Here is a 22,434-nt window from a genome sequence, read left to right on the forward strand (position 1 = left end):
GGTGGCCGACCACGACACCCGAGAGGAGGTCGCCCGGCGCCTGGCCGAGGCGGCCTCGGGCTTCCCCGACGTCGTGGAACTGTCCGCGGGGTCGTTCGGGACGATCAGCACCCCGGCCAGGGGTGGCGTCGTGCGAGGCGTCGCGGTCCGCCAGGCCGGTGTGGAGGTCGGGCTCGTGGTGCGTTTCGGGCGGCCGATCCCGGCCATCGCCGAGGACGTCCGCTACGGACTGGCCCCGCTCGCCGGCGGCCAGGAGGTCCACGTGTTCGTGGAGGACGTGGTCGCCGGGCTGGGCGGCGGTTGAGGCTTCGTTGGTACTGGGCACGAGAGGGGGAGGCCATGTGGTCCATCGTGGGGTTGTCGTTCGGTACGGTCCTCGGCCTGGCCGCGGCGTTCGGGGGGTTCGTCGCCTTCGCGCTGGTGCTGGTCCTGGGAGCCGCGGGTTTCGTCGCGGGCCGGGCGATGGAGGGCGAGATCGACCTCGCCCAGGTGTTCACCCGGCGCTCGGCGTAGGGGTGCGGCGGTGACGACGACACGGATCGGATCGCTCCCCCGGCAGAGGAGCGCGGAGCCGCCGTGGGCGGCGGGCGGGGCCGAGCCCCCGCGCGACCCCGGGGGGCGCATCACCGTCGAGCCGAGGGTGGTGGAGAAGGTGGCCGTCCAGGCGGTCCGCGAGGTGCCCGACGCCGGACCCGCCCGTTCGCGCGGGGCCCGGGCCCGGATGAGCGGCGGCGGCGTCACGGTGCGGCTGAGGATCGTGGTGCGCTACCCGGTGCCGGTGGGCGAGGTCGCCGAAAGGGTGCGCGCCCGTGTCAGGGAACGGGTCGAGTGGGTCACCGGGGGCCGGGTCCACTACGTCGACATCGAGATCGCGGAGTTGGTGCGCTGACATGACCACCGTGGAAGAGGTCCTGGGCCGTCCCGACCAGGGGGCCGACCGCCGGGCGAAACGCGTGGCGATCCACACGTTCCGCCCCCGGCGGTCCTGGCCCGCCGTGGCCACCGCGACGGTGGTCCTGCTCCTGGCCGTGCTGTCGGCCGCCGAGGTGATCTCCGCCCTCGCGGGCACGCCGCTGCGCGTGCTGCCCGTCGAGGCCGCGGCCGACTACGCCGCGGCCACCACGTGGTCGCAGCCGTCGGTACAGGTCGCCTCCGGGGTTCTGGCCCTGATCGGGCTGGCCCTGATCGCCCTGGCTCTCGCCCCCGGCACCGGCCGGTGGGCCGCGCTGCGCACCGACGACCCGGCCCTGGTGGTCGGGCTGACCCGGTCGGCGCTGCGCCGGACGGTGGAGTCCGCGGCGCAGGAGGTCAGCGGGGTCGACAGTGTGGACGTCGTGGTCCGGGGGCAGCGGATCAGGGTGTACGTCCGCACACGGATGCCCGACTGGGGTGGCCTCCCGGCCGAGGTGACGGCCGCCGTGGAGCGCCGTCTGGAGGAGTTGGCGCCGCTGCGCAGCATGCGGATCGCCACGGACGTGCGGCACGCGGAGGACTGACATGGGGCGGGACATGAGTCGCAGGTCGGCCCGGGGCAATCGGCTGGGCCTGGTCGTCGTGGGCGGCCTCCTGCTCGCCTCTGGCCTGGCCGCACTGGCCGCCGGGCGCGGGCTCCTGGGGCCGGAGGTCGCGCGGGACACCCTCGCCGGAGCGTGGACGGGGGGTGTGCTGGAACAGCGGTGGATGCCCTACGCCGCGGTCGCGGTCGCGCTCCTCGCGGGTTTCCTGGCGCTGCGGTGGCTCCTGTTGCAGGGGATGAACGACACCGTAGGCAGGGTGGTGCTCGACGGCGGGGGCGACGGGCGGGTGGAGATGAGCGAGGGCGTGGCGCGCGGCGCCCTCGAACGGGAGGTCTCCGACTACCCGGGCGTGCGCCGGGCCCGCGCGCGCCTGACCGAGTCCGGGAACGCGCCCCACCTGCGGCTGGCGCTGACCCTGGAGGAGGACGCCGACGTCACGGCGGTGTGGGAGCGGGTGAGCGCCGAGGCGCTGGCCGACCTGCGCCAGGCCCTGGGGCTGGGGCGCGTCCCCGCGGTGGTGCGGATGTCGATGGCGGCCCCCGTGCGGGCCCCGCGCCGCGAACTGGCCTGACTCTCGGGCCATGCCGGGGCGTGGGCGTGCTGTGTCTCCCTCACCGCGAGCTTCTCTGCATTGTTAATTGTGTACACAGAGAACTCTGGGTACTCTGTAGTCATGACTGAGACGCTTTCCTCCCGTGAGTTCCGGGCGCACCTGGCCGAAGCCATCGATCGGGTCAAGGCGGGTGAATCGACTGTGGTCACCAGAAACGGCAGGGCTGTGGGGGCCTTCGTGCCGATGGAGGTTCTCGAACGGGCCAGACGGCACGACGAAGAGGAGTTGCGGCGGCTCATCGAGGAACGCCGCGACTCCCCGACGGTGCCCATGACCGAGGTGATGGCTGAGACGTTGGGACGTGATGAGTAAGTACGTCACGGTCTTCAAGGTCGAGGCTCAGGCCGAACTTCGTAAGATCCCCCGTGAACAGGCCATGGCGATTCTGCGCAAGCTTGCAGAACTGGAGTCCGATCCCTTCGCGTTCGGCGCCACTGCACTTGTGGGGGTCGCAGGGCACCACCGGCTCCGGGTGGGGGACTACCGGGTGATCTACACCGTCGAACAGGGGCGTCTGGTCATCGTCGTCGTTCATGTGGACCATCGTTCGACCGTCTACGACTGACGGAAGGGCTGGTTCCGTCGTTTCCGTGGACAGCAACCGCCATGATCACCGGGGCTCGCGGTGCTCTCAGGGGGGCGGGGCGGCGGGGTGGACCTGCTCCTCGACCAGGAGGAGTTCGGGGACCCGGTCCAGGTACCGGACCCCGGAGGCCGCCTCGGCGTTGATCCAGGACAGGACCCGGTAGATCGTGTCGTGGTCCGCCTTCAGGTGGCGGTGGTGGATGGGCTCGTGGTGCATGATCCGGTTGCGGAACGTGCGCAGGTAGTCCATTTCCCGGTGCAGGTCGGCGCGCGGGCCGCGGTAGTGGGGGAAGGCCCGGTGCAGCGCCGTGCGCCAGAGGGTGCGGTCGTACTGGGCGACCAGGAGGAAGGCCCAGAACCCGAAGGACAGCTCGGTCACGATGTCGTCCGGCGCGGCGGGGGAGCCCCGCTTACGGCAGTTGCGCTCGGCCTTGGCCACCAGCCGGGCGCTCTCGCGGTGCAGCGGCGCGCTCCGCCACCAGTCGGCGCGGTCGAAGTGCTCGGAGAGCCGGTCGTGCACGGAGTTGCGCAGGGCCAGTTCGAGGACGTGCAGGGGCTGGTAGAAGGCGGAGGAGACCGCGACGTTCCAGTGGTACAGCTCGGCCGCCCGGGTGGTGTCCCCGCCGCAGACGGTGATGTAGGGGGCCAGGCGCGGCCGTGAGTAGACGGTGTACATCCACACCGGCATGCCGTCGCTCAACGGGGGCCTCCCTGCGTCTCGTCCGCGGTTCGGGGCTGTTCGCATCGGGCACCGCATGTTACAGTCGGAGGCGTACGCCCCGGGCCGCCTCTGCACAGCGCACGCCACCCGGGGCACAGCTTTGTCCGGACCCGTCCGGCGGCGCGGGACGCTCGTGCGCCCCGCGCGCGCAGACTACAGGTTCGGGTACAGCGGGTGCTCGGCGGTCAGTGCCTTGACGCGTCCGCGCAGGGACTCGGCGTCGAACTCCGGCTTGAGCGCCTCGGCGATGATGTCCGCGACCTCGGTGAAGTCCTTCTCCCCGAACCCGCGGGTGGCCAGCGCGGGCGTGCCGATGCGCAGGCCCGAGGTGACCATGGGCGGCCGCGGGTCGTTGGGCACCGCGTTCCGGTTGACCGTGATACCCACCCCGTGCAGCCGGTCCTCGGCCTCTTGGCCGTTGATCTCGGAGTTCACCAGGTCGACCAGGACCAGGTGTACGTCCGTGCCGCCGGTGAGCACCTTGACGCCCACATCGGCCATGTCGGGGCGGGTGAGGCGGTCGGCGAGGATGCGGGCACCCGCCACGGTGCGCCGCTGCCGGTCGGCGAACTCCTCGCCCGCGGCGACCTTGAAGGCCACGGCCTTGGCGGCGATCACGTGCTCCAGCGGGCCGCCCTGCATGCCCGGGAACACCGCGGAGTTGATCTTCTTGCCCAGTGCCGCCTTGGACAGGATCATGCCGCCGCGCGGGCCGCCCAGGGTCTTGTGGGTGGTGGTGGTGACCACGTCCGCCAGCGGTACGGGGTTGGGGTGCAGCCCCGCCGCGACCAGGCCGGCGAAGTGGGCCATGTCGACCATCAGCAGCGCGCCCGCCTCGTCGGCGATCTCGCGGAACCGTGCGAAGTCCAGTTGGCGCGGGTAGGCCGACCAGCCCGCGATGATCATCTTCGGCCGGTGCTCCTTGGCCAGGGCCGCGACCTCGTCGTAGTCCACGGTGCCGTCCTCGTCGCGTACGTGGTAGGCGACGGCGTTGAGGATCTTGCCGGAGTAGTTGATGCGCATGCCGTGGGTCAGGTGCCCGCCGTGCGCCAGGTCCAGGCCCAGGATCGTGTCGCCGGGCTTGAGCAGGGCGAAGTACACGGCGGTGTTGGCCTGTGCCCCCGAGTGGGGCTGCACGTTGGCGTGCTCGGCGCCGAACAGGTCCTTGGCGCGCTCGATCGCCAGGCGCTCGACGACGTCGACGTGCTCGCAGCCGCCGTAGTAGCGGCGGCCGGGGTAGCCCTCCGCGTACTTGTTGGTCAGGACCGTGCCCTGCGCCTCGAGGACCGCCTGGGGCGCGAAGTTCTCCGAGGCGATCATCTCAAGCGTGTCGCGCTGGCGCGCCAGTTCGGCGTCGACCGCGGCCGACACCTCCGGGTCCAGCTCGCTCAGGCTCCGGTTGAGCGGGGCATTGTCGGTAGCCATCGGTGGCCTACTCCTCGTCCTTGGTCATCTGCTCGTACTCCTGTGCGGAGAGCAGGTCGGTGGGTTCTTCGTCAACACGGGCCCGGAACAGCCATCCGTCCCCGTAGGGGGCCTGGTTGATCGTCTCAGGTGTGCTCTCCAGCGCCGCGTTGACCTCCGTGATCTCGCCGTTCACCGGTGAGTACACGTCGCTCACGGACTTGGTCGACTCCACCTCGCCGCAGGGCTCGCCTGAGGTCACCCTGGTGCCCGGTTCGGGGAGGTCGACGAAGACGACGTCGCCCAGCGCGTCGGCGGCGTAAGCCGTGACCCCGACCGTGGCGATGCCGTCCTCGACCAGGACCCACTCGTGTTCGGCGGTGTAACCCAGATCCGTGGGAACGCTCACTTCGACTCTCCTTGGAATGTGTCTCGCGTCGTCCGTGCGGTGCGCTGCCCTATGCCGACCGCTTGTAGAACGGGAGTTCGACCACGTCGACCTCCTCGGTGCGCCCCCGCACGTCCACGGAGAACGTGCCGGTGGCGGTGTCGAGGTCACCGTCCACGTAGGCCATGGCGATGGGGCGGCTCAGAGTGGGGGAGGGGGCGCCGCTGGTGACGGTGCCCACGGCCGTGCCGTCGCGCAGTACCTCCTGGCCCCGGCGCAGGGGGCGGCGGCCGCGGGAGGCCAGGCCGATGAGGCGGCGCTCTCGGGAGGTGCGCGCGGCCGCCTCCAGGGCGGCGCGGCCGACGAAGTCCCCGGGCTTGTCGAACGTGACGACGCGGCCCAGGCCGGCGTCGAAGGGGGTGAGGTCGGCGGTGAGCTCCTGCCCGTACAGGGGCATGCCCGCCTCCAAGCGCAGGGTGTCGCGGGCGGAGAGGCCCGCCGGCACCAGCCCCTGCCCGGAACCCGACTCCATGAGCGCCCGCCAGACGGCGGGGGCCCCGTCGGCGGGGCGCACGAAGATCTCGAACCCGTCCTCGCCGGTGTAGCCGGTGCGGGCGAGAAGGACGGGGTGGTCGGCGACGGTGTGCCCGTAGCCCGCGTAGTAGCGGATCGCACCGAGGTCGGCGTCGGTGAGCGGGGCGAGGACGTCCACCGCGCGGGGCCCCTGCACGGCGATCAGCGCGTGGTCGGCGGACTCGTCGGTGACCTGTGCGTCGAAGGTCTCGGCGCGTTCGGCCAGGGCGTCGGCGACCGTCGCGGTGTTGGCGGCGTTGGCCACGACGAGGTACTCCTCGCCGCCCAGCCGGTAGACGATGAGGTCGTCCAGGACGCCGCCGTCGGCGGAGGTGAGCATGGTGTAGCGGGCACGGCCGACCTTCACCTTGGACAGGTGGCCGACCAGCGCGTAGTCCAGGGCCAGGTCCGCCTCGGGGCCGCTCACGCGGATCTCGCCCATGTGGGAGAGGTCGAACAGGCCCGCTGCCCGGCGCACCGCCCGGTGCTCGGCGGTCTCGCTGCCGTAGCGCAGCGGCATCAGCCATCCGGCGAAGTCGACCAGGGTGGCGCCTGCCTGTTCGTGGATCTCGCGCAGCGCCGTGGCACGCGGCGCGGAGGCGGGCTCTGACATGGGCACTCCCGAGAAGGATGGGCTTGGTGTCGTGCGTGGCGTTGCCATCCTCCCCCGCCGCCGCCGGTGCCTGGGAGTCTCACCGCGTGGTCGGCGTGGTCCCGCCCCGGTGCTCTCCGGGAGCGGTCCGCCGCGGTCGCGGGAGGGGGCGGTGCGCTCGGCGGTCGGTGTGGTCCGCGGGTCCGGCAACGCCCTCAGCCTAGCAGCGGCCGTGGACGGCGCCCGGGAGCGGTCGCGGCAACAGGCCTGTGGATTTGCGCCTACGGCGGGTTCGGGGGCGTTATCGTGGGCGCGACGAGCCGTGGAGCCGCCGTTCGAAAGTGGGAGAACAGTGCCCCGTGCAGCCGTACTGACCGCCGGGTGCGTCCTGGCCATGACCACCGCCACCGCGTGCGGGCCGAGCGAGACCGGCACGGCCGACCGCGTCCGCACCGAAGCGCTCCCCGTCGAGCGCGTAGGCGGGGACGTCCCCGCCGCCGAACGTGAGGACCTGGAGGCGGTGTTCGAGCGGGCGGGCGTGGAGGGCACCTTCGTCCTCTACGACACCGAACGGAGCCGGGCCATGGTCGTCTCCCCCGAGCAGGCCCAGCGCCGTGACGTACCCGCCTCCACGTTCAAGCTGGTCAATTCGCTGATCGCCCTTCAGACGGGGGCGGTCGCCGACGTCGACGAGGTGATCCCCTACGGCGGCGGGCCCCAACCGGTCCCCGCCTGGGAGCGGGACATGAGCATGCGCGAGGCGCTGCCGGTCTCCAACGTGCCCGTGTACCAGGAGCTCGCCCGCCGGATCGGCCACGACCGGATGGCCGCCTGGGTGGACCGGTTCGGCTACGGCGACCGGGACGTGGGCGGCGCGGACGCGGTGGACCGCTTCTGGCTGGAGGGGCCGCTGGAGATCTCGGCGATGGATCAGGTGGCGTTTCTGGCCGACCTGGCCCGTGCCGAGCTTCCGGTGGACGTCGAGCACCAGCGCGCGGTACGTGAGATCGCCGTGCACGAGAGAACCGACGACTACGTACTGGTCGCCAAGACCGGCTGGGGCGCGGACACGGACCCGGCCCCCGGGTGGTGGGTCGGCTGGGTGGAACGCGGCACGGAGCTGCACACGTTCGCACTGCGCATCGACGTGGCGGAGGACGTGGACGCGGAACTGCGCGAGCCGCTCGGCCGCGAACTGCTCGTCGCTCTGGAGGTCCTGCCCGCCGAGGCGCTCACAGCGTGAGGGCCGGGGCCCGACCGCGGCGGCCGGACCCCGGAGCCGCTCCTATGCCTGCTTGCGGCGCTGCTGCACCGACTCGGCCAATTCGGCGAGCACCTGCTCGGTGGTCTCCCAGCCCATGCACTTGTCGGTGATGGACTGCCCGTAGGTGAGGGCGGCCGGGTCGCCGAGCTTCTGGGCGCCCTCCACGAGGAAGCTCTCCAGCATGACGCCGACGATGCCCCGCTGGCCCTCGGCGATCTGTGCGCCGATGGCGGCGGCCACGCCCGGCTGGCGGGTGTGGTCCTTACCGCTGTTGGCGTGGCTGGCGTCGATCATCAGGCGGCGCTCCAGCCCCGCTCCGGCGATGACGTCCAGGGCCTCGTTGACCGGACCGGCCCCGAAGTTGGGCCCCTTGCGGCCGCCGCGCAGGATGACGTGGCAGTCCGGGTTTCCGTCGGTGACGACGACGGACCCGGCACCGGCCGGGTCCACGCCGAAGAAGGTGTGCGAGGCGGCTGCGGCGCCGACGGCGTCGACCGCCACCTGCACGTCGCCGTCGGTTCCGTTCTTGAAGCCCACCGGGGTGCTCAGCCCGCTGCTCAGTTGGCGGTGTACCTGGGACTCGGTGGTCCGGGCGCCGATGGCCCCCCACGCCACGGCGTCGGCGATGTACTGGGGGGTGATCGGGTCGAGGAACTCGGTGCCGGCCGGCAGCCCCAGCGCGTTGATGTCCAGCAGCAGCTTGCGGGCGGTGCGCAGCCCGCGGTGCACGTCGTAGGTGTCGTCCAGGGCCGGGTCGTTGATCAGGCCCTTCCAGCCCACGGTGGTGCGCGGCTTCTCGAAGTACACGCGCATGACCACGCACAGGTCGTTGCGCACGGAGGGCACGAGTTCGGCCAGCCGGTGGGCGTAGTCCATCGCCGATTCGGTGTCGTGCACCGAGCAGGGGCCGACGACGACCAGGAGCCGGTCGTCCTCGCCGTCGAGCACGCGCTTGACCTCGGCGCGGGAGGACGCGACGAGGGCGGCCTGCTCGGCGCTCATCGGCAGTTCGGCGAGCAGGTCACGGGGCGCGATGAGCGGTTGGTAGCTGGCCACCCGGGTGTCGTTGGTGTTGGGCATCGTGCTTCCTCAGGTCCCGTCTGTCGGTGCTGGATGTCGCCACGGAGAACAGTAGTGCGGACAGGCCGGGGCGCGACGGGAGGCGCGGGTTTCCCGTACTGGGACCGTGCGGCGGCCCGGCGCGCGTCCGGACACCGGCGTCCCATCGTGTGAGACGCGCTTCTTCCGGGCGGCGGTACCCCGCGGAGCGGGGTCAGCCCTTCAGGCCGGGGAGGTCCTCCTCCCAGAACTCGCATGGGTTGCGCGCGCAGTCCGCCATCGTGCCGCGCTCGGCCTCGGCCTGGCGTAGCCTCGTGCGGCTGATCTTACCCGAGGAGCTTCTGGGGAGTTCGGCGAACTCCAGGCGGCGTACCCTCATGTGGGGCGAGAGGTGCTCGCGGGCGTAGGCGAGGATGGTGCGGGCCGTGTCGGCGTCCGGAGGCACCCCGTCGGCGAGGACGACGAAGGCCTTGGCGACGGACAGGCGCAGCGGGTCGGGGGAGGGGACGACGGCCGCCTCGCTGACGTACTCGTGCTCGATGAGCGTGCCCTCTATCTCGAATGGTGAGACACGGTAGTCCGACGCCTTGAAGACGTCGTCGGTCCGGCCGACATAGGTGAGGCGGCCGTCGGGGCCGCGGGTGGCGATGTCGCCGGTGCGGTAGAAGTCGCCCTGCTCCTCCTTGCGCGGCGCGTCCGAGCCGTCGGCGTAGCCGGCCATCATCCCGGCCGGGGCCCCCGAGAGGTCCACACAGATCTCGCCGGAGTCGGTCGGCTCACCGCTGCCCTGTTCGAGGAGTTCGATGTCGTATCCGGGCATCGGCAGGCCCATCGACCCCGGTGTGACCGGCTGCCCGGGGGCGTTGCCGATGAGCAGGGTCGTCTCCGTCTGTCCGAAGCCGTCGCGGACCGTGACGCCCCAGGCTTCGCGCACCCGGTCGACCAGGTCGGGGGGGAGCGGCTCGCCGGCGGCGACCGCCTCGCGCACACGGACCGTCCGCGACACCAGGTCGGTCCGGACGAGCGCCCGCCACACCATCGGGGGCGCGCACATCGTGGTCACGCCGCAGCGCTCGATCTCGTCCAGCAGCAGTTGGGCGTCCAGGCCGCTCTGGTTGACGACGAGGACGGTCGCCTCGGCGTTCCAGGGGGCGAACATGCTGCCGTAGGCGTGCTTGGCCCACCCCGGAGGGGAGACGTTCAGGTGGATGTCGGCCGGCTGGACGCCCAGCCAGTACATGGTCGACAGGTGCCCCACGGGGTAGGAGCGCTGTGTGTGCGTCACCGGTTTGGGCAGGGCGGTGGTCCCGGAGGTGAAGTACAGCAGCAGGGGGTCGTCGGGGTCGGTCGCGTGCGGCGGCGCGAAATCCAGGGCGGCGTGCTCGGAGTCGGGGTAGCTCAGCCACCCGTCCATGTAGCCCACGCACACACGGGTCCAGTGCCCCTCGAATGCCTCGAAGCGCTTCGTGTCGTCGGGGGTGCACACCACGTGTGCGACGGCGCCCCGCTCCAGGCGGTCGGCCAGGTCGCCGTCGGTCAGGGCCGGGGGGGTGGGCGTCACCACGGCGCCCAGTTTCACGGCGGCGAGCAGGGTCTCCCACAGCTCCACCTGGTTGCCGAGCATGAGCATGATTCGGTCGCCGGGGCGCACCCCCTGGCCGATCAGCCAGTTCGCCACCTGGGAGGAGCGCTCGGACAGGTGCCGGTAGGTGTATTTGGCCTCCTCGCCGTTCTCCTCCACGATCCACAGGGCTGTCCGGTCGGGGATGGTCTCGCCCAGGGGGTCGAAGTAGTCCAGGGCCCAGTTGAACCTGTCGGATGCGGGCCAGGCGAACTCCCGGTGCGCCCGTGCCCGGTCCTCGCGGTGGCGCAGTAGCAGGTCGCGCGCGGCCCTGAACTCCTCTGCGCCCTCGGCGCCCCTGTCCTTGGACATCATCGGCGACCTCCGGTCCGGGGACGGCGGTGGGAACCGGGCCGTCCGGGTACCCCGCCCTGCTGGGACGGGAGAAACGGTTGTGCCTGGTGTGTTCTACCCGCTGGAGGCGCGGCCGACGCCTCCTCCTGCCTCCCCCGCCGCCCCTAGGATGGGGCCATGGAGGAGGAACTGAGCGGAGACCAGGGAACCTGGTGGGCGGACGGGGAACGGGTCCGGGCCCGGTTCGGCTCCGGAAGGAGGGTCCCGCACCTGTGCAGGGTGCTCGGTGGTTTCTCGCTCCCCCTGGAGGCGGTGCGCGAGGTGGAGTTCGACCGGGGCGACCGCAAACGCGGATGGCGCCTGCGCCTGCGCCTGGTCGAGGGCACCGACCCCTACGCGGAGGCCGCCGCCGGGGCATCCGACACCACGCCCCTGGTGCTCACCGGTCCCGGAAACGGGGAACTCCTCGCCGAGTACTTCTCCGACAGGCTCCGTTCGTGGGCCGAACTGGCCCGGGGCGGCGGCCGCGAACCCGATCCGCGCACGGTACGCCTCGGGCTGGTCGGCCGTACGCCCCTCAAGGCGCGTACGGCCGAGGGCACGGCCGAGTTCGACGGGACCCGGGTGCGGATCAGATGGGACGGTCTGCTGGCCGGCGGCGCCAAGCAGCGCGAGAAGTCCCGCGAGTACCCGCTCTCGGAGATCGGCCGCCTCACGTGGACTCCGCCGGTCGACGTGACCGAGGGCCACCTGCGCGTCCTGCTGCGCGGTGTGACGATCCCCGACGCCGCCGCGCTCGACCACGACCTCTTCACCCTGGCCTCCCACGGCGCCAAGGGCGCGGAGGAGACGCTGCTCATGGCCGCGACCGTCAACGCCCACACCACGGACGGCCCCCCGGCACCGCCGAGCGCCGGGGACGGGGGCGAGACGGTCTTCGCGACGATCCGCGAACTCGGCCGCCTCCACGAGGAGGGCCTGCTCACCGACGAGGAGTTCGCCGCCAAGAAGGCCGAGCTCCTCCGACGGCTCTGATCCCCCGTACAGCCGCCGGGACCCGCCCGGAACCGCACCAGGAGAGGTGGCACGCCTTGCGCACTCTGTACCCGCCCATCGAGCCCTACGAGACGGGGATGCTCGACGTCGGCGACGGCGACAGCGTCTACTGGGAGCTCAGCGGCAACCCCGAGGGCAAGCCGGTGGTCTTCCTCCACGGCGGCCCCGGCGGCGGCTGTACCCCGGCCCACCGGCGGCTGTTCGACCCCGAGCGGTACCGCATCCTGCTGTTCGACCAGCGCAACTGCGGGCGGTCCACGCCCCACGCGAGCGCGATGGACACCGACCTGTCCGCGAACACCACGTGGGCACTGGTGGCCGACATCGAACGTCTGCGCGCGATGGTCGGCGTGGAGCACTGGCAGGTGTTCGGCGGCTCCTGGGGCAGTTGCCTGGCCCTGGCCTACGCCCAGCGGCACCCCGAACGGGTCACCGAACTCGTCCTGCGCGGCGTCTTCACCCTGCGCGAGAAGGAGCTGCGCTGGTTCTACCAGCACGGCGCCTCCATGATGTTCCCCGACCTGTGGGAGTCCTACCTCGCTCCCATCCCCGAGGAGGAGCGGGGCGACCTCATCGCCGCCTACGCGCGCCGTCTGGGCGACCCCGACCGAGAGGTTCGACTGGCCGCCGCCCGGGCGTGGAGCGTATGGGAGGGCTCGACGGTCACCCTGCTGCCGGACGAGGGCATCCGGTCCCAGCACGCCGGAGAGGACTACGCGCTGGCCTTCGCACGGATCGAGAACCACTACTTCTCCCACCGGGGCTTCCTCGAACCGGACCAGCTCATCGACGGCGCCGGGCGCCTCCGGGACATCCCCGGCGTGATCGTGCAGGGCCGCTACGACGTGTGCACCCCGGTCCAGACCGCTTACGAGCTGCACCGGGCCTGGCCGGAGGCGGAGTTCCACATCGTCGACGACGCCGGGCACGCCTACTCCGAACCGGGCATCCTGGACCGGCTCATTGAGGCCACCGACCGCTTCGCCGGAAAGTAGGGGCCGCCGCGGCCCGGGGCCCGGGCCTCAGCGGCCGCCGCCGGCGGCGGCCAGGGCCTCCTCCCAGGGGGTGGGCCGCTCCAGCAGGGGGCGGTAGCGCATGGTGCGCGGGGTGGAGCGCAGCCCCAGGATCCCGGTGAGGAGGCCGCCGCGGCCCAGGAAGGCGACGAACTTGCGGTCCTCGGGGCGGCCGTGCACGAACGCGACCCGGTCGGCGGGCGCCCCTTGGCCCAGCAACTGGACCTTCATGCCGTACTGGTCCGACCAGAAGTAGGGCACCGGGGCGAAGGGCGTGCGCCCCCGGCCCGCGAGGAGGTTGCGCGCCGCGGCCTCGGCCTGCTCGCTCGCGTTGGTCCAGTGCTCCAGGCGGATGCGGCCCCCGTAGCGGGGGTGCGGCCAGTTGGCCAGGTCCCCCGCCGCGTAGACGTCCGGCACCGACGCGGCCGCGTACTCGTCGCAGGCCACCGATCCGTCGGCGAGCAGGTCCACGCCGGAGCCGCGCAGCCACTCCGTGTTCAGGTGCACGCCCACCCCGGCGACCACGAGCGAGGCCTCGATGGTGGTGCCGTCGGCCAGTCGGACGCGCTCGACCCGCCGGTGGCCCTCGAACCCGGTCACGCCGGCGCCCAGCCGCACGTCCACGCCGTTCTCCCGGTGCAGGTCGGTGAGGACCCGGCCGATCCGCGGGTCGACCACCCGGGTCAGCGGTGTGGCCGCCGCCTCCACCAGGGTCACCTCCATGCCCACGGCGCGGGCGCTGGCCGCCACCTCCGCGCCGACGAACCCGGCGCCCACGACCACGGCGTGCCCGCCGGGGGCGAGGGCCGCCCGCACCGCCTCGGCGTCGTCGAGGGTGCGCAGGACGTGGACGCCGTCGAGGCCGGTGTCCGGCCGCCGCGCCCGGGCGCCGCTGGCCACGATGAGCCCGTCGTAGCCCACCTCCTCTGCGGTGCCGCCGGTTCCGGTCAGGGTGACCCGGCGCCTTCGCGTGTCGAGCCCGGTGGCCCGGCGGCCCAGGCGCAGGTCCAAGCCGAGGGCGTCCACGGCGTCGTCGTCGCGCAGCCGCAGGGCGCGGTGGCCGGCCAGAGGAGCGGGGCCGGGGCCGTCCTCGGCGGCGCCCATACCGATCCCGGTCAGTGCCTCCTTGGACAGCGGCGGGCGCGAGTACGGGCGGTGGGGCTCGTCGCCGATCAGGGTGATCCGCCCGTCGAAGCCGTTCCCGCGCAGGGCCTCGGCCGCGTGGAGGCCCGCCATTCCGGCGCCGACGATGACGATGTCGTTGAGGGTGTGCCGCACGTGTCGTGGTGCCCTTTCCGGGGGTCGCGTCGGTGGTTCACAGGGGGCGGACCGTGCCGACGGGCGCTCCGCCCCCGTGGACGTCGGCGCGCAGCCTGTCCTGGACGGGGGAGACGTCCGCGCCGACGGTGCGCAGGGCGTCGAGGGCGACCAGGGTGCGTGCCCGCCCCTCGGCGTCGCCGTCGCTGATCTTGACGGCGGCGGTCTCCCCGGTGGGGGCGACGAGGACCTGGACGCCCTCGGCCCCGATCTTGGCCACCATACCGGGCAGGCGGGTCATGAGTTCGGTGTCGATACGGTCGGTACCCGCCACGTATCCGGGGTGGGCGCTCATGGCGTCGACCACGCGCCGCTGCGGGGTGCCCTCGGGCGAGGAGCGCATGCGCCACAGGCCTCGGGCGAGTCCGGCCAGGGAGAGGGCGAACTGGGGGGCGCCGCAGCCGTCCACGGCGGTGTGCGCCACCTGTTCGCCGGCCATCTCCTCGGTGGTCTCGCGGACGAGGACCTGGAGGGGGTGTCCGGGAGAGGTGTAGGTGCCGGTGTCCCATCCCCGCGCCCTGCACGCCGCGAGCATGCCCGCGTGCTTGCCTGAGCAGTTCATGAGCAGGCGGTGTGGGGCGCGGCCCGCGCGCAGGAACGCCTCCCGGGCGGCCCGGCCCATGGGGGCGTCCTCGGGGCAGCGCAGGGCGTCGGGGGTCAGGCCGGCCCGCTCCAGGATGCTCCGTGCCCCGTCCGCGTGGACGTCCTCGCCGCTGTGGCTGCCCGCGGCGAGCGCCAGATCGGCCCCCTCAAGGGGCGCGTCCGCGCGCAGCACGGCCAGCGCCTGGAACGGCTTGGCCGCCGAGCGCGGGAACATCGGCTGGTGGACGGGGCCGCGGGCGTGGGCGATCCCACCCGTGGCGGAGAGCGCGACGACCGCTCCGTAGTGGACGCTCTCCCGTATTCCGGAGCGCGTCACCTCCGCGAGGGGCACGTATTCCGGGGGCGGGAGCGTGCGAACCTGGGGCATGCGGGCTCTCCTGCGTCTCGCACCGTTCGGGCGAGAGATATGTAGGTCTTTGTGTGGGCATCACAGAGAACGTTAATGAATACGCTTTTCTTCCGATTATGTGATGTTGTTGACCACTTTGTAGAGTCTGCTCGGCACCGCCGCCCGGAGGATACGTCGCAGGTGCGCAGTAGTGTCGGTGCGGACGTGCGGCGACAAGGAAGAGGAAGCGGTGCTCGCGATGGGAACGCTGCGAAGGGGCGCGCTGACCCGCAGACGGGTCGGCCTGCGGGCGGCGGACCTGGAGTACGCGGTGCTCGACGTGGAGACCACCGGCCTGGACCCGCGCACGGGCGCCCGGGTGGTCGAGGTGGGTGTCGTCCGGGTCCGCGGCGACGGTACACCGGTCGAGGAGTTCAGCACCCTGGTGGACCCGCGCACCGAGGTCCGGGGGCGCGAGTTCCACGGCATCGGCGACGGTGACACCGTCGGAGCGCCCACGTCGGCACAGCTCGCGGCGAAGCTGGCCGAACTCCTCTCCGGGGCCGTGGTGGTCGGGCACAACCTGGACTTCGAGGAGCGCTTCCTGGCCTCGGAGTTCGCTCCCCTGGGCCTGCCCCGCGGCCAGTCCGGACTGTGCACGCTGCGCACCCTGCGCTCCCAGGTCGACCTGGCGCGCTACTCGCTGGCCCGGGCCTCCTACGACCTCAGCGGTGACTGGCCGACCGGCCAGCACACGGCGCTGGGCGACGCCAGGGCCTGCGCCAGGCTTCTCGTGGAGCTGCTCGCCAACGCCCCCGGAGCGCTGCACTACACCGGGCCGCCGCCCAAGGACCTCACCCCCGCCCTCCCCTCGGGGTCCGGAGCGCCGGTCCGCTGGAAGCCGCGTACGGGCGCGGCCCCGCAGGGGATGGGCCCGGTGCGGCCCTGGCGGCCGGCCTGGCGCGCGGTGGAACTGGACCCGCTGATGTGCGGAGGGGTCTTCGGCGCCCGGGAACGGGCCGCCGCGCAGTCGGCCGCGCACCGGGACAAGCGCCTGCGCGCGGGGCTGGCCACCGCGGCGGCCGTCACCGGTGGTCTGGCGGCGACGGCGGTCGGCGGGCTGATCGTGCGCATGGCCGGTGGTCGCGGAGGGCTCACCGGCCGGACAGGCTGAGGAAGAACGCCACGATGAGCGCGCTCCCGCCGACGGCGGTGCACAGGGCGCGGCCCTGTTCGGTGAGGCGCGCGGGCCGCAGCCGAAGCCGGGCGCGGCCGGCGGTCGCGGTGGTGCCCCGGACGAACCCGGGCACCTTGTTGAACAGGGCGAGCGAGACCAGCGGGATGCCGAGCAGGATGAGCACGAGGGACACGTGGGGGCCTTACGACGCGGTGGGGCGGATGCATCGCCTTGGGGAGTGCGGTCCGATTCTCACCGAAGACGCTGACGTGTCGCCAATCGCCGGGCCCCGATCGGGCCCGTCGGGGCGGTATGCGGACCGTCCCTTATCTCCGCGTGTTCACGAAGGGTGGCCTTGGGTCAGGTTCTGCTCCGGGCCGGGGAGGATCGTGTCGACGGTCTCGGTCGCCACCCCCAGGGCCCGCAGGACGAAGCGGGTGATCAGAGCGTGGGTCCCGTCCAGGTCGATCTGTCCGCTCACCAGGGGGATGCGCTGGGAGCCGACCATCGACAGGGTCAGGCGGGCGACCGCCTCCGGGGGCAGCGAGTCGAACTCGCCTGCGGCGGTGCCCTCCTCCAGGATCTCCGTGAGCAATTGCTGCATGGGGGCCACGTGCGCGGCGAGCGCCTTGTAGGCCTCCGGGCCGAGGCTGGCCCCGAGTTCGGCCGCGGGCGGATGGGGGTGGGCGGCGATGCCTTCGAGCTGGAGCCGGACGAAGGCGGAGAGGCGGCGCGCAGCCGAGACCCCGGAGGGGAGGTCGCGCCTGTACTGGTCGACGAAGGCCCCGCTGACCTCCTCGGTGAAGGCCAGGAGCAGTGCGGCCTTGTCCGGGAAGTAGTTGTACAGGGCGGTGCGGGTGATGCCCGCGGCGCCGGCCACGTGGGTCATGGAGACGCGGTCGATCCCCTGGGTCCGCATCAGCTCGTCGACGGCCGCCATGATGCGCTCCCGTGTGCGGGCACGGTGCGCGGCGATGGTCGGTGCCGAGATCTTGGGCATCCCCCCATGGTGGCACGGGATCCGGGGCGGGCACACGCCCCCGGGACCTCTCCCTCACGCTCGGTGCGCTCCGCGGGGGAGGCGGGAGGGTCCGGCGGGCGCTCTCAGGGGCGGGCGGAGGGGCCGGGGGCGTGGACGCGCCCGAGGTCGGCGAGGACCTCGGTGTTGAGCCGGTAGGCCAGGCGGGCCTCGTCGATGAGCCGCTCGGCCGCCTCCGGGGCCAGGTCCAGGGAGTCCAGCCGTGCACGGTAGTCGGCGCGAAAGCGCGGCAGGCTGCCGAGTCCGTCGAAGACGTAGAAGGACACGCCCGCGTGGGTGAGCCCGTAGGCCTGTGCCACGACGCGGCGGATGAACTGCCCGCCGGATACGTCGCCCATGTAGCGGGTGTAGTGGTGCGCGACGAACCCCTCGGGGCTGTCGGACATCCGCTGGAGGCGTGCCACGTAGGTGCGTGTGGCCGGGGTTGGGGAGACGCGGTCGCGCCAGCCGGGGCCCAGCAGGTGCTCCAGGTCGGCGACGAGCGCGGGGACTCGCAGGAGGGCGGGATAGGAGAAGCGCCCCGCGACGGGGTCGTCGGCCAGCGCGCGGCCCGCCTCCTCCAGGGCGGCGTAGGCGAAGTAGTGCTGGGCGACCATCGCGGTGTAACCGTCGAGGGGAAGGGTGCCGTCGAGGAGGGCCTGGGTGAAGCCGTGGTACTCGGCCGCTTCGTGGTCGCTCCAGGTGGCGGTCTTGAGCCGTTGGGAGAAGGGCGTGTCGGCGTCCGCCGCGGTGGGGGGTGCCGTCGGGCTCATCAGTGCTGTCCGCCTTCTGCTCGATTATTTTATGACATGATGTCATTTAGATCCCGAGCTGTGTCAAGGGTCGACGGTGCTGCCGGAAGGGCACGCCGGCGGTGTCGTATGTCACATCGTGGAGGTGTGGGATGGTCGGGATCCCGCTCCCGACACGGAACGGTGCGCACGTCCTTCGCGGCTCCGATGGGTGCGGCGGGGGCGGTCCGCGCACCGCGCGGCCGTCGGCGGGAACGGATGCCCCTCGTCACCCACGCTGGTCAAGAGGTCGCCACGGCGTTTATCGTTTTGGGTGTCGCGCGGTCCGCACCATCAGGAGGAACCGAGGCGTCCGCCCGGCGTCACCAGACGCGTCGGCGTACCCCCGCGGACCCGCAGACCCAAGCGATGAGTGGCTAGAGAACAGGACGCGATCCCGTGACGGTGATCGGTGAGGGGGCGGGTGGCACCGCCCCCCTGCACGGCTCCGCCGTATCCGGCGGCGCCGTCCTTGGCAACGGCACCACTCCGACCCACCGTGTGGAGGCTCCCGTCGAATCCGTTGACATCCTCCTCGTCGAGGACGACCCGGGCGATGCCCTCATCGCGGAGGAGTTGCTCGCCGACACCCCGCTCACGGCCCGCATCACCTGGGCGTCCACCCTCGCCGAGGCGCGCGGCCACCTGAAGGACTTCCAGGGCTGCGTCCTGCTCGACCTCAACCTGCCCGACGCCGCCGGACTGGACCTGCTGCGCGAGGTGCTCCAGAGCGCGCCCTCGGCTGCGGTCGTGGTCCTCACCGGCCTCGACGACGAGGAGGAGGGGCTGGCAGCGGTCGCCGCCGGCGCCCAGGACTACCTCGTCAAGGGCCAGGTCGACGGCTCGCTTCTCGGCCGAAGCCTGCGCTACTCGCTGGAGCGGCGCCGCGCCGACGACAACGCCCGGCAGCTCCACGAGGCGCGGATCCGCGCCCACGAGAACATGCGGCTCGAACGCGGACTGCTGCCCCAGGTGCTGCTGGGCAGGTCTCCGCTGAACCACCGCGCCTACTACCGCCCGGGCCGCAAGCGCGCCCTGGTCGGCGGCGACTTCTACGACGCCGTCGAGAAGAACGGGACCACCCACATCGTCATCGGCGACGTCAGCGGGCACGGCCCGGACGAGGCCGCCCTCGGCGTGAGCCTGCGCATCGCCTGGCGCACCCTGGTCATGAGCGGGGTCGAGGAGCACCTGGTCCTGCCCAACCTGGAGGAGGTCCTGGTCAGCGAGCGCGCGCGGGAGGAGATGTACGCGACCCTGTGCATGGCCAGCCTGGACACCGGCTCGGAGAGCGTGCGCATCCGCGTGCTGGGACACCCGCCGCCCATGGTGGTCCGGGACGGCTCGGTCCTGGAGACGCGGGCCGTGCCCCAGCCCCCGCTCGGCGTGCTGCCCGTCGAACAGACCGACGTAGACGAGGTCGCACTGCCCGCGGGCGCCACCATGCTCTTCTACACCGACGGGCTCGTGGACGCCTACGACGCCGGGGGGCCCGAGCGCCTGGAGGTCGCCGGTCTGCGCACGATGGTCGCCGGGCTCCTCGACCACGGTGTACCGCTGTCCCGCCTGCCCGAGTACCTGGTGGACGAGGCCGAGCGCAGCAACGGCGGGCCCCTGCAGGACGACGTGGCGATGCTGCTCATCGAGCACGCCGGGAACGAGGAGGATCAGTGAGCCGCTCCGAGGACACGGTGGCGGGGGCCGGCGGCGGACAGGCGCCGAGAGCGGTCCCGGTCGGGAGCGGGGCCTCCTTCGCGGACGGCGTCGTGCCCGAGCCGCCGCGTCCGCGCAGCTCCTGGAGCCTGCGCCGCCGGGTCACCAGCCTGCTGGCAGTGGTGGCGGTCGTCCTGGTCACCGCGGTGTCGGTGATCAGCCTGGCCGCGTTCAACGCACGCGACTCGCTCAACCTCCAGGTCGACTCGCTCACCCCCGCGGTCACCGCCGTCGAGCAGACCCGTTCGTCCTACCTGGCCCAGGACCACGCGCTGCTCAGCTACGTGGTCAGCCAGGACCGCGAACTCCTGGAACCCTACCTGGAGAACAAGGTGACGCTCCTGGACAACCGCGCCGAGCTCACCCGCCTGGCCGAGGAGTACCCCATCGTCAAGGACGGGGTCGAGGAGCTGCTCAGTGCGGGCCAGACCTGGACGGACGACTACGCCGAACCCGTCCTGGAACAGGTCAGCAACGGGGAGACCCCCTCGGAGCAGGACATGCAGCGCGGCCGTGTGCTCTTCCTGGAGCTGAGCCGGGCCAGCGACTCCGTCGTCCAGCAGCTCCAGGGCGATATCCTCGACGCGCGCAGCGGCCTGACCATGGCCACGCAGCAGGTCGTCGCCCTGCTGGTGCTCATCGGGCTGGTCGTGGTGTTCCTGTCGGTGTTCCTGTGGGTGATGCTCCAGCAGTGGATGCTGCGGCCCCTGGAGGAGCTCGCCTGGCACATGCGGCAGGTCTCCGAGGGCTACTACACGCACCGCATCGCCCTCCAGGGGCCGCCCGAGATCGTCCGCCTCGGCAGGGACGTGGACGCCATGCGCGAACGCATCGTCCACGACCTGGACGAGGTGGGCTCCGCACGCCGCAAGCTCCAGGAGCAGTCCGCCCTCCTGGAGGCACAGACCGAGGAGCTGCGCCGCTCCAACCTCGAACTCGAACAGTTCGCCTACGTCGCCTCCCACGACCTCCAGGAGCCGCTGCGCAAGGTGGCGAGCTTCTGCCAGCTTCTCCAGCGCCGCTACCAGGGCCAACTGGACGAGCGGGCGGACTCCTACATCGATTTCGCGGTCGAGGGCGCCAAGCGCATGCAGACCCTCATCAACGACCTCCTCGCCTTCTCCCGGGTCGGCCGGACCAGGAACTTCGCCCCCGTGGACCTGGACGCGGCGCTCCAGGACGCCCTCAGCAGCCTGTCCACCAGGCTGGAGGAGGACGACGCGCGGGTCACCAGCGACCCGCTGCCGACGATCCAAGGCGACCGCACCCTGCTCACCCAGGTGTTCTTCAACCTCGTCGGCAACGCCGTGAAGTTCCGTGCCGAGGAGGACCCGCGCGTCCGCATCAGCGCACGCAGGCAGGGGGACGAGTGGGTCTTCTGCTGTGCGGACAACGGCATCGGGATCGAACCGCAGTACGCCGAGCGCGTCTTCGTGATCTTCCAGCGGCTGCACACGCGCGACAAGTACACCGGAACCGGTATCGGCCTGGCGATGTGCAAGAAGATCGTGGAGTTCCACGGCGGCCGCATCTGGCTGGACACCGACGGCGATGGCGGCGGTGCCCCTGTCTCCGAAGGCGGCGGAACGCGCATATGCTGGTCATTGCCCGCGGACCCCGACGACGAGGACGCGGCGTCCGCCGCGGGGGCCGAGGGCGCCGAACGCGGGGGCGAGGACGCACCGGAGGCCGGGTCCGCCGACCCGGTCTCCGCTGCCACGGGTGACAGGGGTCTGCAAGCGTGAGTGAGGTCAGGTTGGCGCATCCCATCGAGGTGCTGCTGGTCGAGGACGATCCGGGGGACGTCCTGATGACCAAGGAGGCGTTCGAGGAACACGATCTGGGCAACCGCCTGCACGTGGTCTCCGACGGGGTGCAGGCGCTGCGGTTCCTGCGCCGCGAGGGGGAGTACGCCGAGGCGCCCCGGCCGCACCTGATCCTGCTCGACCTCAACCTGCCCCGCAAGGACGGCCGCGAGGTCCTGGAGGAGGTCAAGGCAGACGACGCGCTCGCGCACATCCCCATCGTCGTGCTCACCACCTCCGAGGCCGAGGAGGACGTGCTGCGCAGCTACCGGCTGCACGCCAACGCCTACGTGCCCAAGCCCGTGGACTTCGAGCAGTTCATCAAGGTGGTCCGGCAGATCGACGACTTCTTCGTCACCGTGGTGCGCCTGCCCGAGCAGTAGGGCCCGCGCCGCGGGAAAAACCCGCCGACAGCGGATGCCGGGCATGTGGGATGCGTGCTTTTTCGTTTACGGTAAGGGGCATGAGCTTGCCGGAACCGCGCGATCCCTCCGGTCCCTACCGGATCGCCCTCGTCTGCCTGGGCAACATCTGCCGCTCGCCCATGGCGGAGAAGGTCCTGGCCGCCGACCTGGAGCGTGCGGGGCTGGGCGCCCTCGTCCGGGTGGACAGCTTCGGCACCGGACACTGGCACGTGGGCGGGGGGATGGACCCGCGCGCCGCCTCCACCCTGCGCGTGCACGGCTACCTCACCGGCCACACGGCCCGGCAGGTCACCCCCGGCGAACTCGCCCTGCGGGACCTGGTCCTGGCCATGGACCTGGACAACCTGGAGGAACTGCACCGGTCCGCCGGAGAGCACGGCCTCGACGCCTCCCGGCTGCGCCTGTTCCGCTCCTTCGCTCCGGGGGCCGGAGTCCGCCCGGAGGTCCCCGACCCCTACTACGGCGGTGACGACGGCTTCACCGCGGTCCTCACCATGGTGGAGGCCGCCGCCAAGGGGCTCACCGGAGAACTCGTCACCCGGCTGCGCGGATAGCCC

Annotated in this window: 26 protein-coding genes; 15 read left to right on the top strand and 11 right to left on the bottom strand. The window is 72.2% G+C overall.

Annotated elements, in window-relative coordinates:
• Position 1: 1 nt before the first annotated feature.
• The 7 genes from ACFHWE_RS15700 (at position 2) to ACFHWE_RS15730 (ending at position 2,695) form a co-directional block, all read left to right on the top strand.
• Positions 2 to 304, top strand: coding sequence for a hypothetical protein (locus ACFHWE_RS15700; protein WP_416602383.1), 303 nt, complete (start codon positions 2 to 4; stop codon positions 302 to 304).
• A gap of 35 nt (positions 305 to 339) precedes the next feature.
• Complete coding sequence (locus tag ACFHWE_RS15705) at positions 340 to 513, top strand: hypothetical protein (protein ID WP_197024184.1); 174 nt, start codon at positions 340 to 342, stop codon at positions 511 to 513.
• Between the two features lie 10 nt (positions 514 to 523).
• Positions 524 to 889, top strand: a complete 366-nt coding sequence (locus ACFHWE_RS15710) for an Asp23/Gls24 family envelope stress response protein (RefSeq protein WP_416602384.1) — start codon at positions 524 to 526, stop codon at positions 887 to 889.
• Position 890: 1 nt separating this feature from the next.
• Entirely contained in the window at positions 891 to 1,496 is a 606-nt protein-coding gene (locus ACFHWE_RS15715; RefSeq protein ID WP_416602385.1) for a DUF6286 domain-containing protein, read from the top strand.
• Between the two features lie 13 nt (positions 1,497 to 1,509).
• The gene (locus ACFHWE_RS15720; RefSeq protein WP_416602386.1) at positions 1,510 to 2,088 is read left to right on the top strand and encodes an alkaline shock response membrane anchor protein AmaP; all 579 of its coding nucleotides are present in this window, start codon (positions 1,510 to 1,512) and stop codon (positions 2,086 to 2,088) included.
• A 102-nt stretch (positions 2,089 to 2,190) separates the two neighbouring features.
• Positions 2,191 to 2,442 carry a type II toxin-antitoxin system Phd/YefM family antitoxin gene (locus tag ACFHWE_RS15725; protein ID WP_416602387.1) on the top strand — a complete coding sequence of 84 codons (252 nt, stop codon included), beginning with the start codon at positions 2,191 to 2,193 and terminating at the stop codon, positions 2,440 to 2,442.
• Positions 2,435 to 2,695: a type II toxin-antitoxin system RelE family toxin gene (locus tag ACFHWE_RS15730; RefSeq protein ID WP_416602388.1), complete on the top strand. Its 261-nt coding sequence runs from the start codon at positions 2,435 to 2,437 to the stop codon at positions 2,693 to 2,695. Before ACFHWE_RS15725 ends, ACFHWE_RS15730 begins: the two co-directional genes overlap by 8 nt.
• A 66-nt stretch (positions 2,696 to 2,761) precedes the next feature.
• Here the strand turns inward: ACFHWE_RS15730 and ACFHWE_RS15735 are convergent, their stop codons facing one another.
• The 4 genes from ACFHWE_RS15735 to gcvT all read right to left on the bottom strand — a co-directional run bounded on the left by ACFHWE_RS15735 (position 2,762) and on the right by gcvT (position 6,414).
• Positions 2,762 to 3,415, bottom strand: coding sequence for a hypothetical protein (locus tag ACFHWE_RS15735; protein ID WP_416602389.1), 654 nt, complete (start codon positions 3,413 to 3,415; stop codon positions 2,762 to 2,764).
• A gap of 174 nt (positions 3,416 to 3,589) precedes the next feature.
• Complete coding sequence (gene glyA / locus ACFHWE_RS15740) at positions 3,590 to 4,861, bottom strand: serine hydroxymethyltransferase (protein ID WP_416602390.1); 1,272 nt, start codon at positions 4,859 to 4,861, stop codon at positions 3,590 to 3,592.
• 7 nt (positions 4,862 to 4,868) lie between these two features.
• The gene (gene gcvH / locus ACFHWE_RS15745) at positions 4,869 to 5,249 is read right to left on the bottom strand and encodes a glycine cleavage system protein GcvH (protein WP_416602391.1); all 381 of its coding nucleotides are present in this window, start codon (positions 5,247 to 5,249) and stop codon (positions 4,869 to 4,871) included.
• 49 nt (positions 5,250 to 5,298) lie between these two features.
• A complete protein-coding gene (gene gcvT, locus ACFHWE_RS15750) occupies positions 5,299 to 6,414 on the bottom strand; it encodes a glycine cleavage system aminomethyltransferase GcvT (RefSeq protein ID WP_416602392.1) in 1,116 nt (371 codons plus the stop codon).
• Positions 6,415 to 6,745: 331 nt separating this feature from the next.
• On the opposite strand from gcvT, the gene blaOXA reads away from it, so the two are divergent.
• Positions 6,746 to 7,636 (top strand): class D beta-lactamase, encoded by an 891-nt coding sequence (gene blaOXA, locus ACFHWE_RS15755; RefSeq protein ID WP_416602393.1) that lies wholly within the window; start codon positions 6,746 to 6,748, stop codon positions 7,634 to 7,636.
• A 42-nt stretch (positions 7,637 to 7,678) separates the two neighbouring features.
• Here blaOXA and ACFHWE_RS15760 read toward each other — a convergent pair whose 3' ends face one another.
• Positions 7,679 to 8,737 carry a 3-deoxy-7-phosphoheptulonate synthase gene (locus ACFHWE_RS15760; protein ID WP_416602394.1) on the bottom strand — a complete coding sequence of 353 codons (1,059 nt, stop codon included), beginning with the start codon at positions 8,735 to 8,737 and terminating at the stop codon, positions 7,679 to 7,681.
• A 193-nt stretch (positions 8,738 to 8,930) separates the two neighbouring features.
• Complete coding sequence (locus ACFHWE_RS15765) at positions 8,931 to 10,649, bottom strand: AMP-binding protein (RefSeq protein WP_416602395.1); 1,719 nt, start codon at positions 10,647 to 10,649, stop codon at positions 8,931 to 8,933.
• A gap of 159 nt (positions 10,650 to 10,808) precedes the next feature.
• On the opposite strand from ACFHWE_RS15765, the gene ACFHWE_RS15770 reads away from it, so the two are divergent.
• Positions 10,809 to 11,666 (top strand): DUF4429 domain-containing protein, encoded by an 858-nt coding sequence (locus tag ACFHWE_RS15770; protein ID WP_416602396.1) that lies wholly within the window; start codon positions 10,809 to 10,811, stop codon positions 11,664 to 11,666.
• 56 nt (positions 11,667 to 11,722) lie between these two features.
• A complete protein-coding gene (pip, locus tag ACFHWE_RS15775; RefSeq protein ID WP_416602397.1) occupies positions 11,723 to 12,682 on the top strand; it encodes a prolyl aminopeptidase in 960 nt (319 codons plus the stop codon).
• Positions 12,683 to 12,709: 27 nt separating this feature from the next.
• Here the strand turns inward: pip and ACFHWE_RS15780 are convergent, their stop codons facing one another.
• Together ACFHWE_RS15780 and ACFHWE_RS15785 are read right to left on the bottom strand one after the other, a co-directional pair.
• The gene (locus tag ACFHWE_RS15780) at positions 12,710 to 13,978 is read right to left on the bottom strand and encodes an NAD(P)/FAD-dependent oxidoreductase (protein WP_416602398.1); all 1,269 of its coding nucleotides are present in this window, start codon (positions 13,976 to 13,978) and stop codon (positions 12,710 to 12,712) included.
• A 37-nt stretch (positions 13,979 to 14,015) separates the two neighbouring features.
• Positions 14,016 to 14,987: an asparaginase gene (locus tag ACFHWE_RS15785; protein ID WP_416602399.1), complete on the bottom strand. Its 972-nt coding sequence runs from the start codon at positions 14,985 to 14,987 to the stop codon at positions 14,016 to 14,018.
• Positions 14,988 to 15,207: 220 nt separating this feature from the next.
• On the opposite strand from ACFHWE_RS15785, the gene ACFHWE_RS15790 reads away from it, so the two are divergent.
• Positions 15,208 to 16,122 carry a PolC-type DNA polymerase III gene (locus ACFHWE_RS15790; protein ID WP_416602400.1) on the top strand — a complete coding sequence of 305 codons (915 nt, stop codon included), beginning with the start codon at positions 15,208 to 15,210 and terminating at the stop codon, positions 16,120 to 16,122.
• Here ACFHWE_RS15790 and ACFHWE_RS15795 read toward each other — a convergent pair.
• From ACFHWE_RS15795 to ACFHWE_RS15805, 3 genes are all read right to left on the bottom strand, one after another.
• Complete coding sequence (locus ACFHWE_RS15795) at positions 16,103 to 16,318, bottom strand: hypothetical protein (protein ID WP_416602401.1); 216 nt, start codon at positions 16,316 to 16,318, stop codon at positions 16,103 to 16,105. The two genes, ACFHWE_RS15790 and ACFHWE_RS15795, sit on opposite strands and share 20 nt — an antisense overlap.
• 147 nt (positions 16,319 to 16,465) lie before the next feature.
• Positions 16,466 to 17,125 carry a TetR/AcrR family transcriptional regulator gene (locus ACFHWE_RS15800; protein WP_416602402.1) on the bottom strand — a complete coding sequence of 220 codons (660 nt, stop codon included), beginning with the start codon at positions 17,123 to 17,125 and terminating at the stop codon, positions 16,466 to 16,468.
• A 104-nt stretch (positions 17,126 to 17,229) separates the two neighbouring features.
• Positions 17,230 to 17,916, bottom strand: a complete 687-nt coding sequence (locus ACFHWE_RS15805; protein WP_416602403.1) for a heme oxygenase (biliverdin-producing) — start codon at positions 17,914 to 17,916, stop codon at positions 17,230 to 17,232.
• Between the two features lie 417 nt (positions 17,917 to 18,333).
• Here ACFHWE_RS15805 and ACFHWE_RS15810 point away from each other — a divergent pair, with 417 nt between their 5' ends.
• From ACFHWE_RS15810 to ACFHWE_RS15825, 4 genes are all read left to right on the top strand, one after another.
• Positions 18,334 to 19,608, top strand: a complete 1,275-nt coding sequence (locus ACFHWE_RS15810; RefSeq protein ID WP_416602404.1) for a PP2C family protein-serine/threonine phosphatase — start codon at positions 18,334 to 18,336, stop codon at positions 19,606 to 19,608.
• Entirely contained in the window at positions 19,605 to 21,392 is a 1,788-nt protein-coding gene (locus ACFHWE_RS15815) for a sensor histidine kinase (RefSeq protein ID WP_416602405.1), read from the top strand. The genes ACFHWE_RS15810 and ACFHWE_RS15815 overlap by 4 nt, the downstream gene beginning before the upstream one ends.
• Before the next feature lie 29 nt (positions 21,393 to 21,421).
• Positions 21,422 to 21,835 (top strand): response regulator, encoded by a 414-nt coding sequence (locus tag ACFHWE_RS15820; RefSeq protein WP_416602431.1) that lies wholly within the window; start codon positions 21,422 to 21,424, stop codon positions 21,833 to 21,835.
• Positions 21,836 to 21,915: 80 nt separating this feature from the next.
• A complete protein-coding gene (locus ACFHWE_RS15825; protein ID WP_416602406.1) occupies positions 21,916 to 22,431 on the top strand; it encodes a low molecular weight protein-tyrosine-phosphatase in 516 nt (171 codons plus the stop codon).
• Positions 22,432 to 22,434: the final 3 nt, after the last annotated feature.

The organism is Nocardiopsis sp. LOL_012, assembly GCF_048060475.1.
Taxonomy (GTDB): domain Bacteria; phylum Actinomycetota; class Actinomycetes; order Streptosporangiales; family Streptosporangiaceae; genus Nocardiopsis.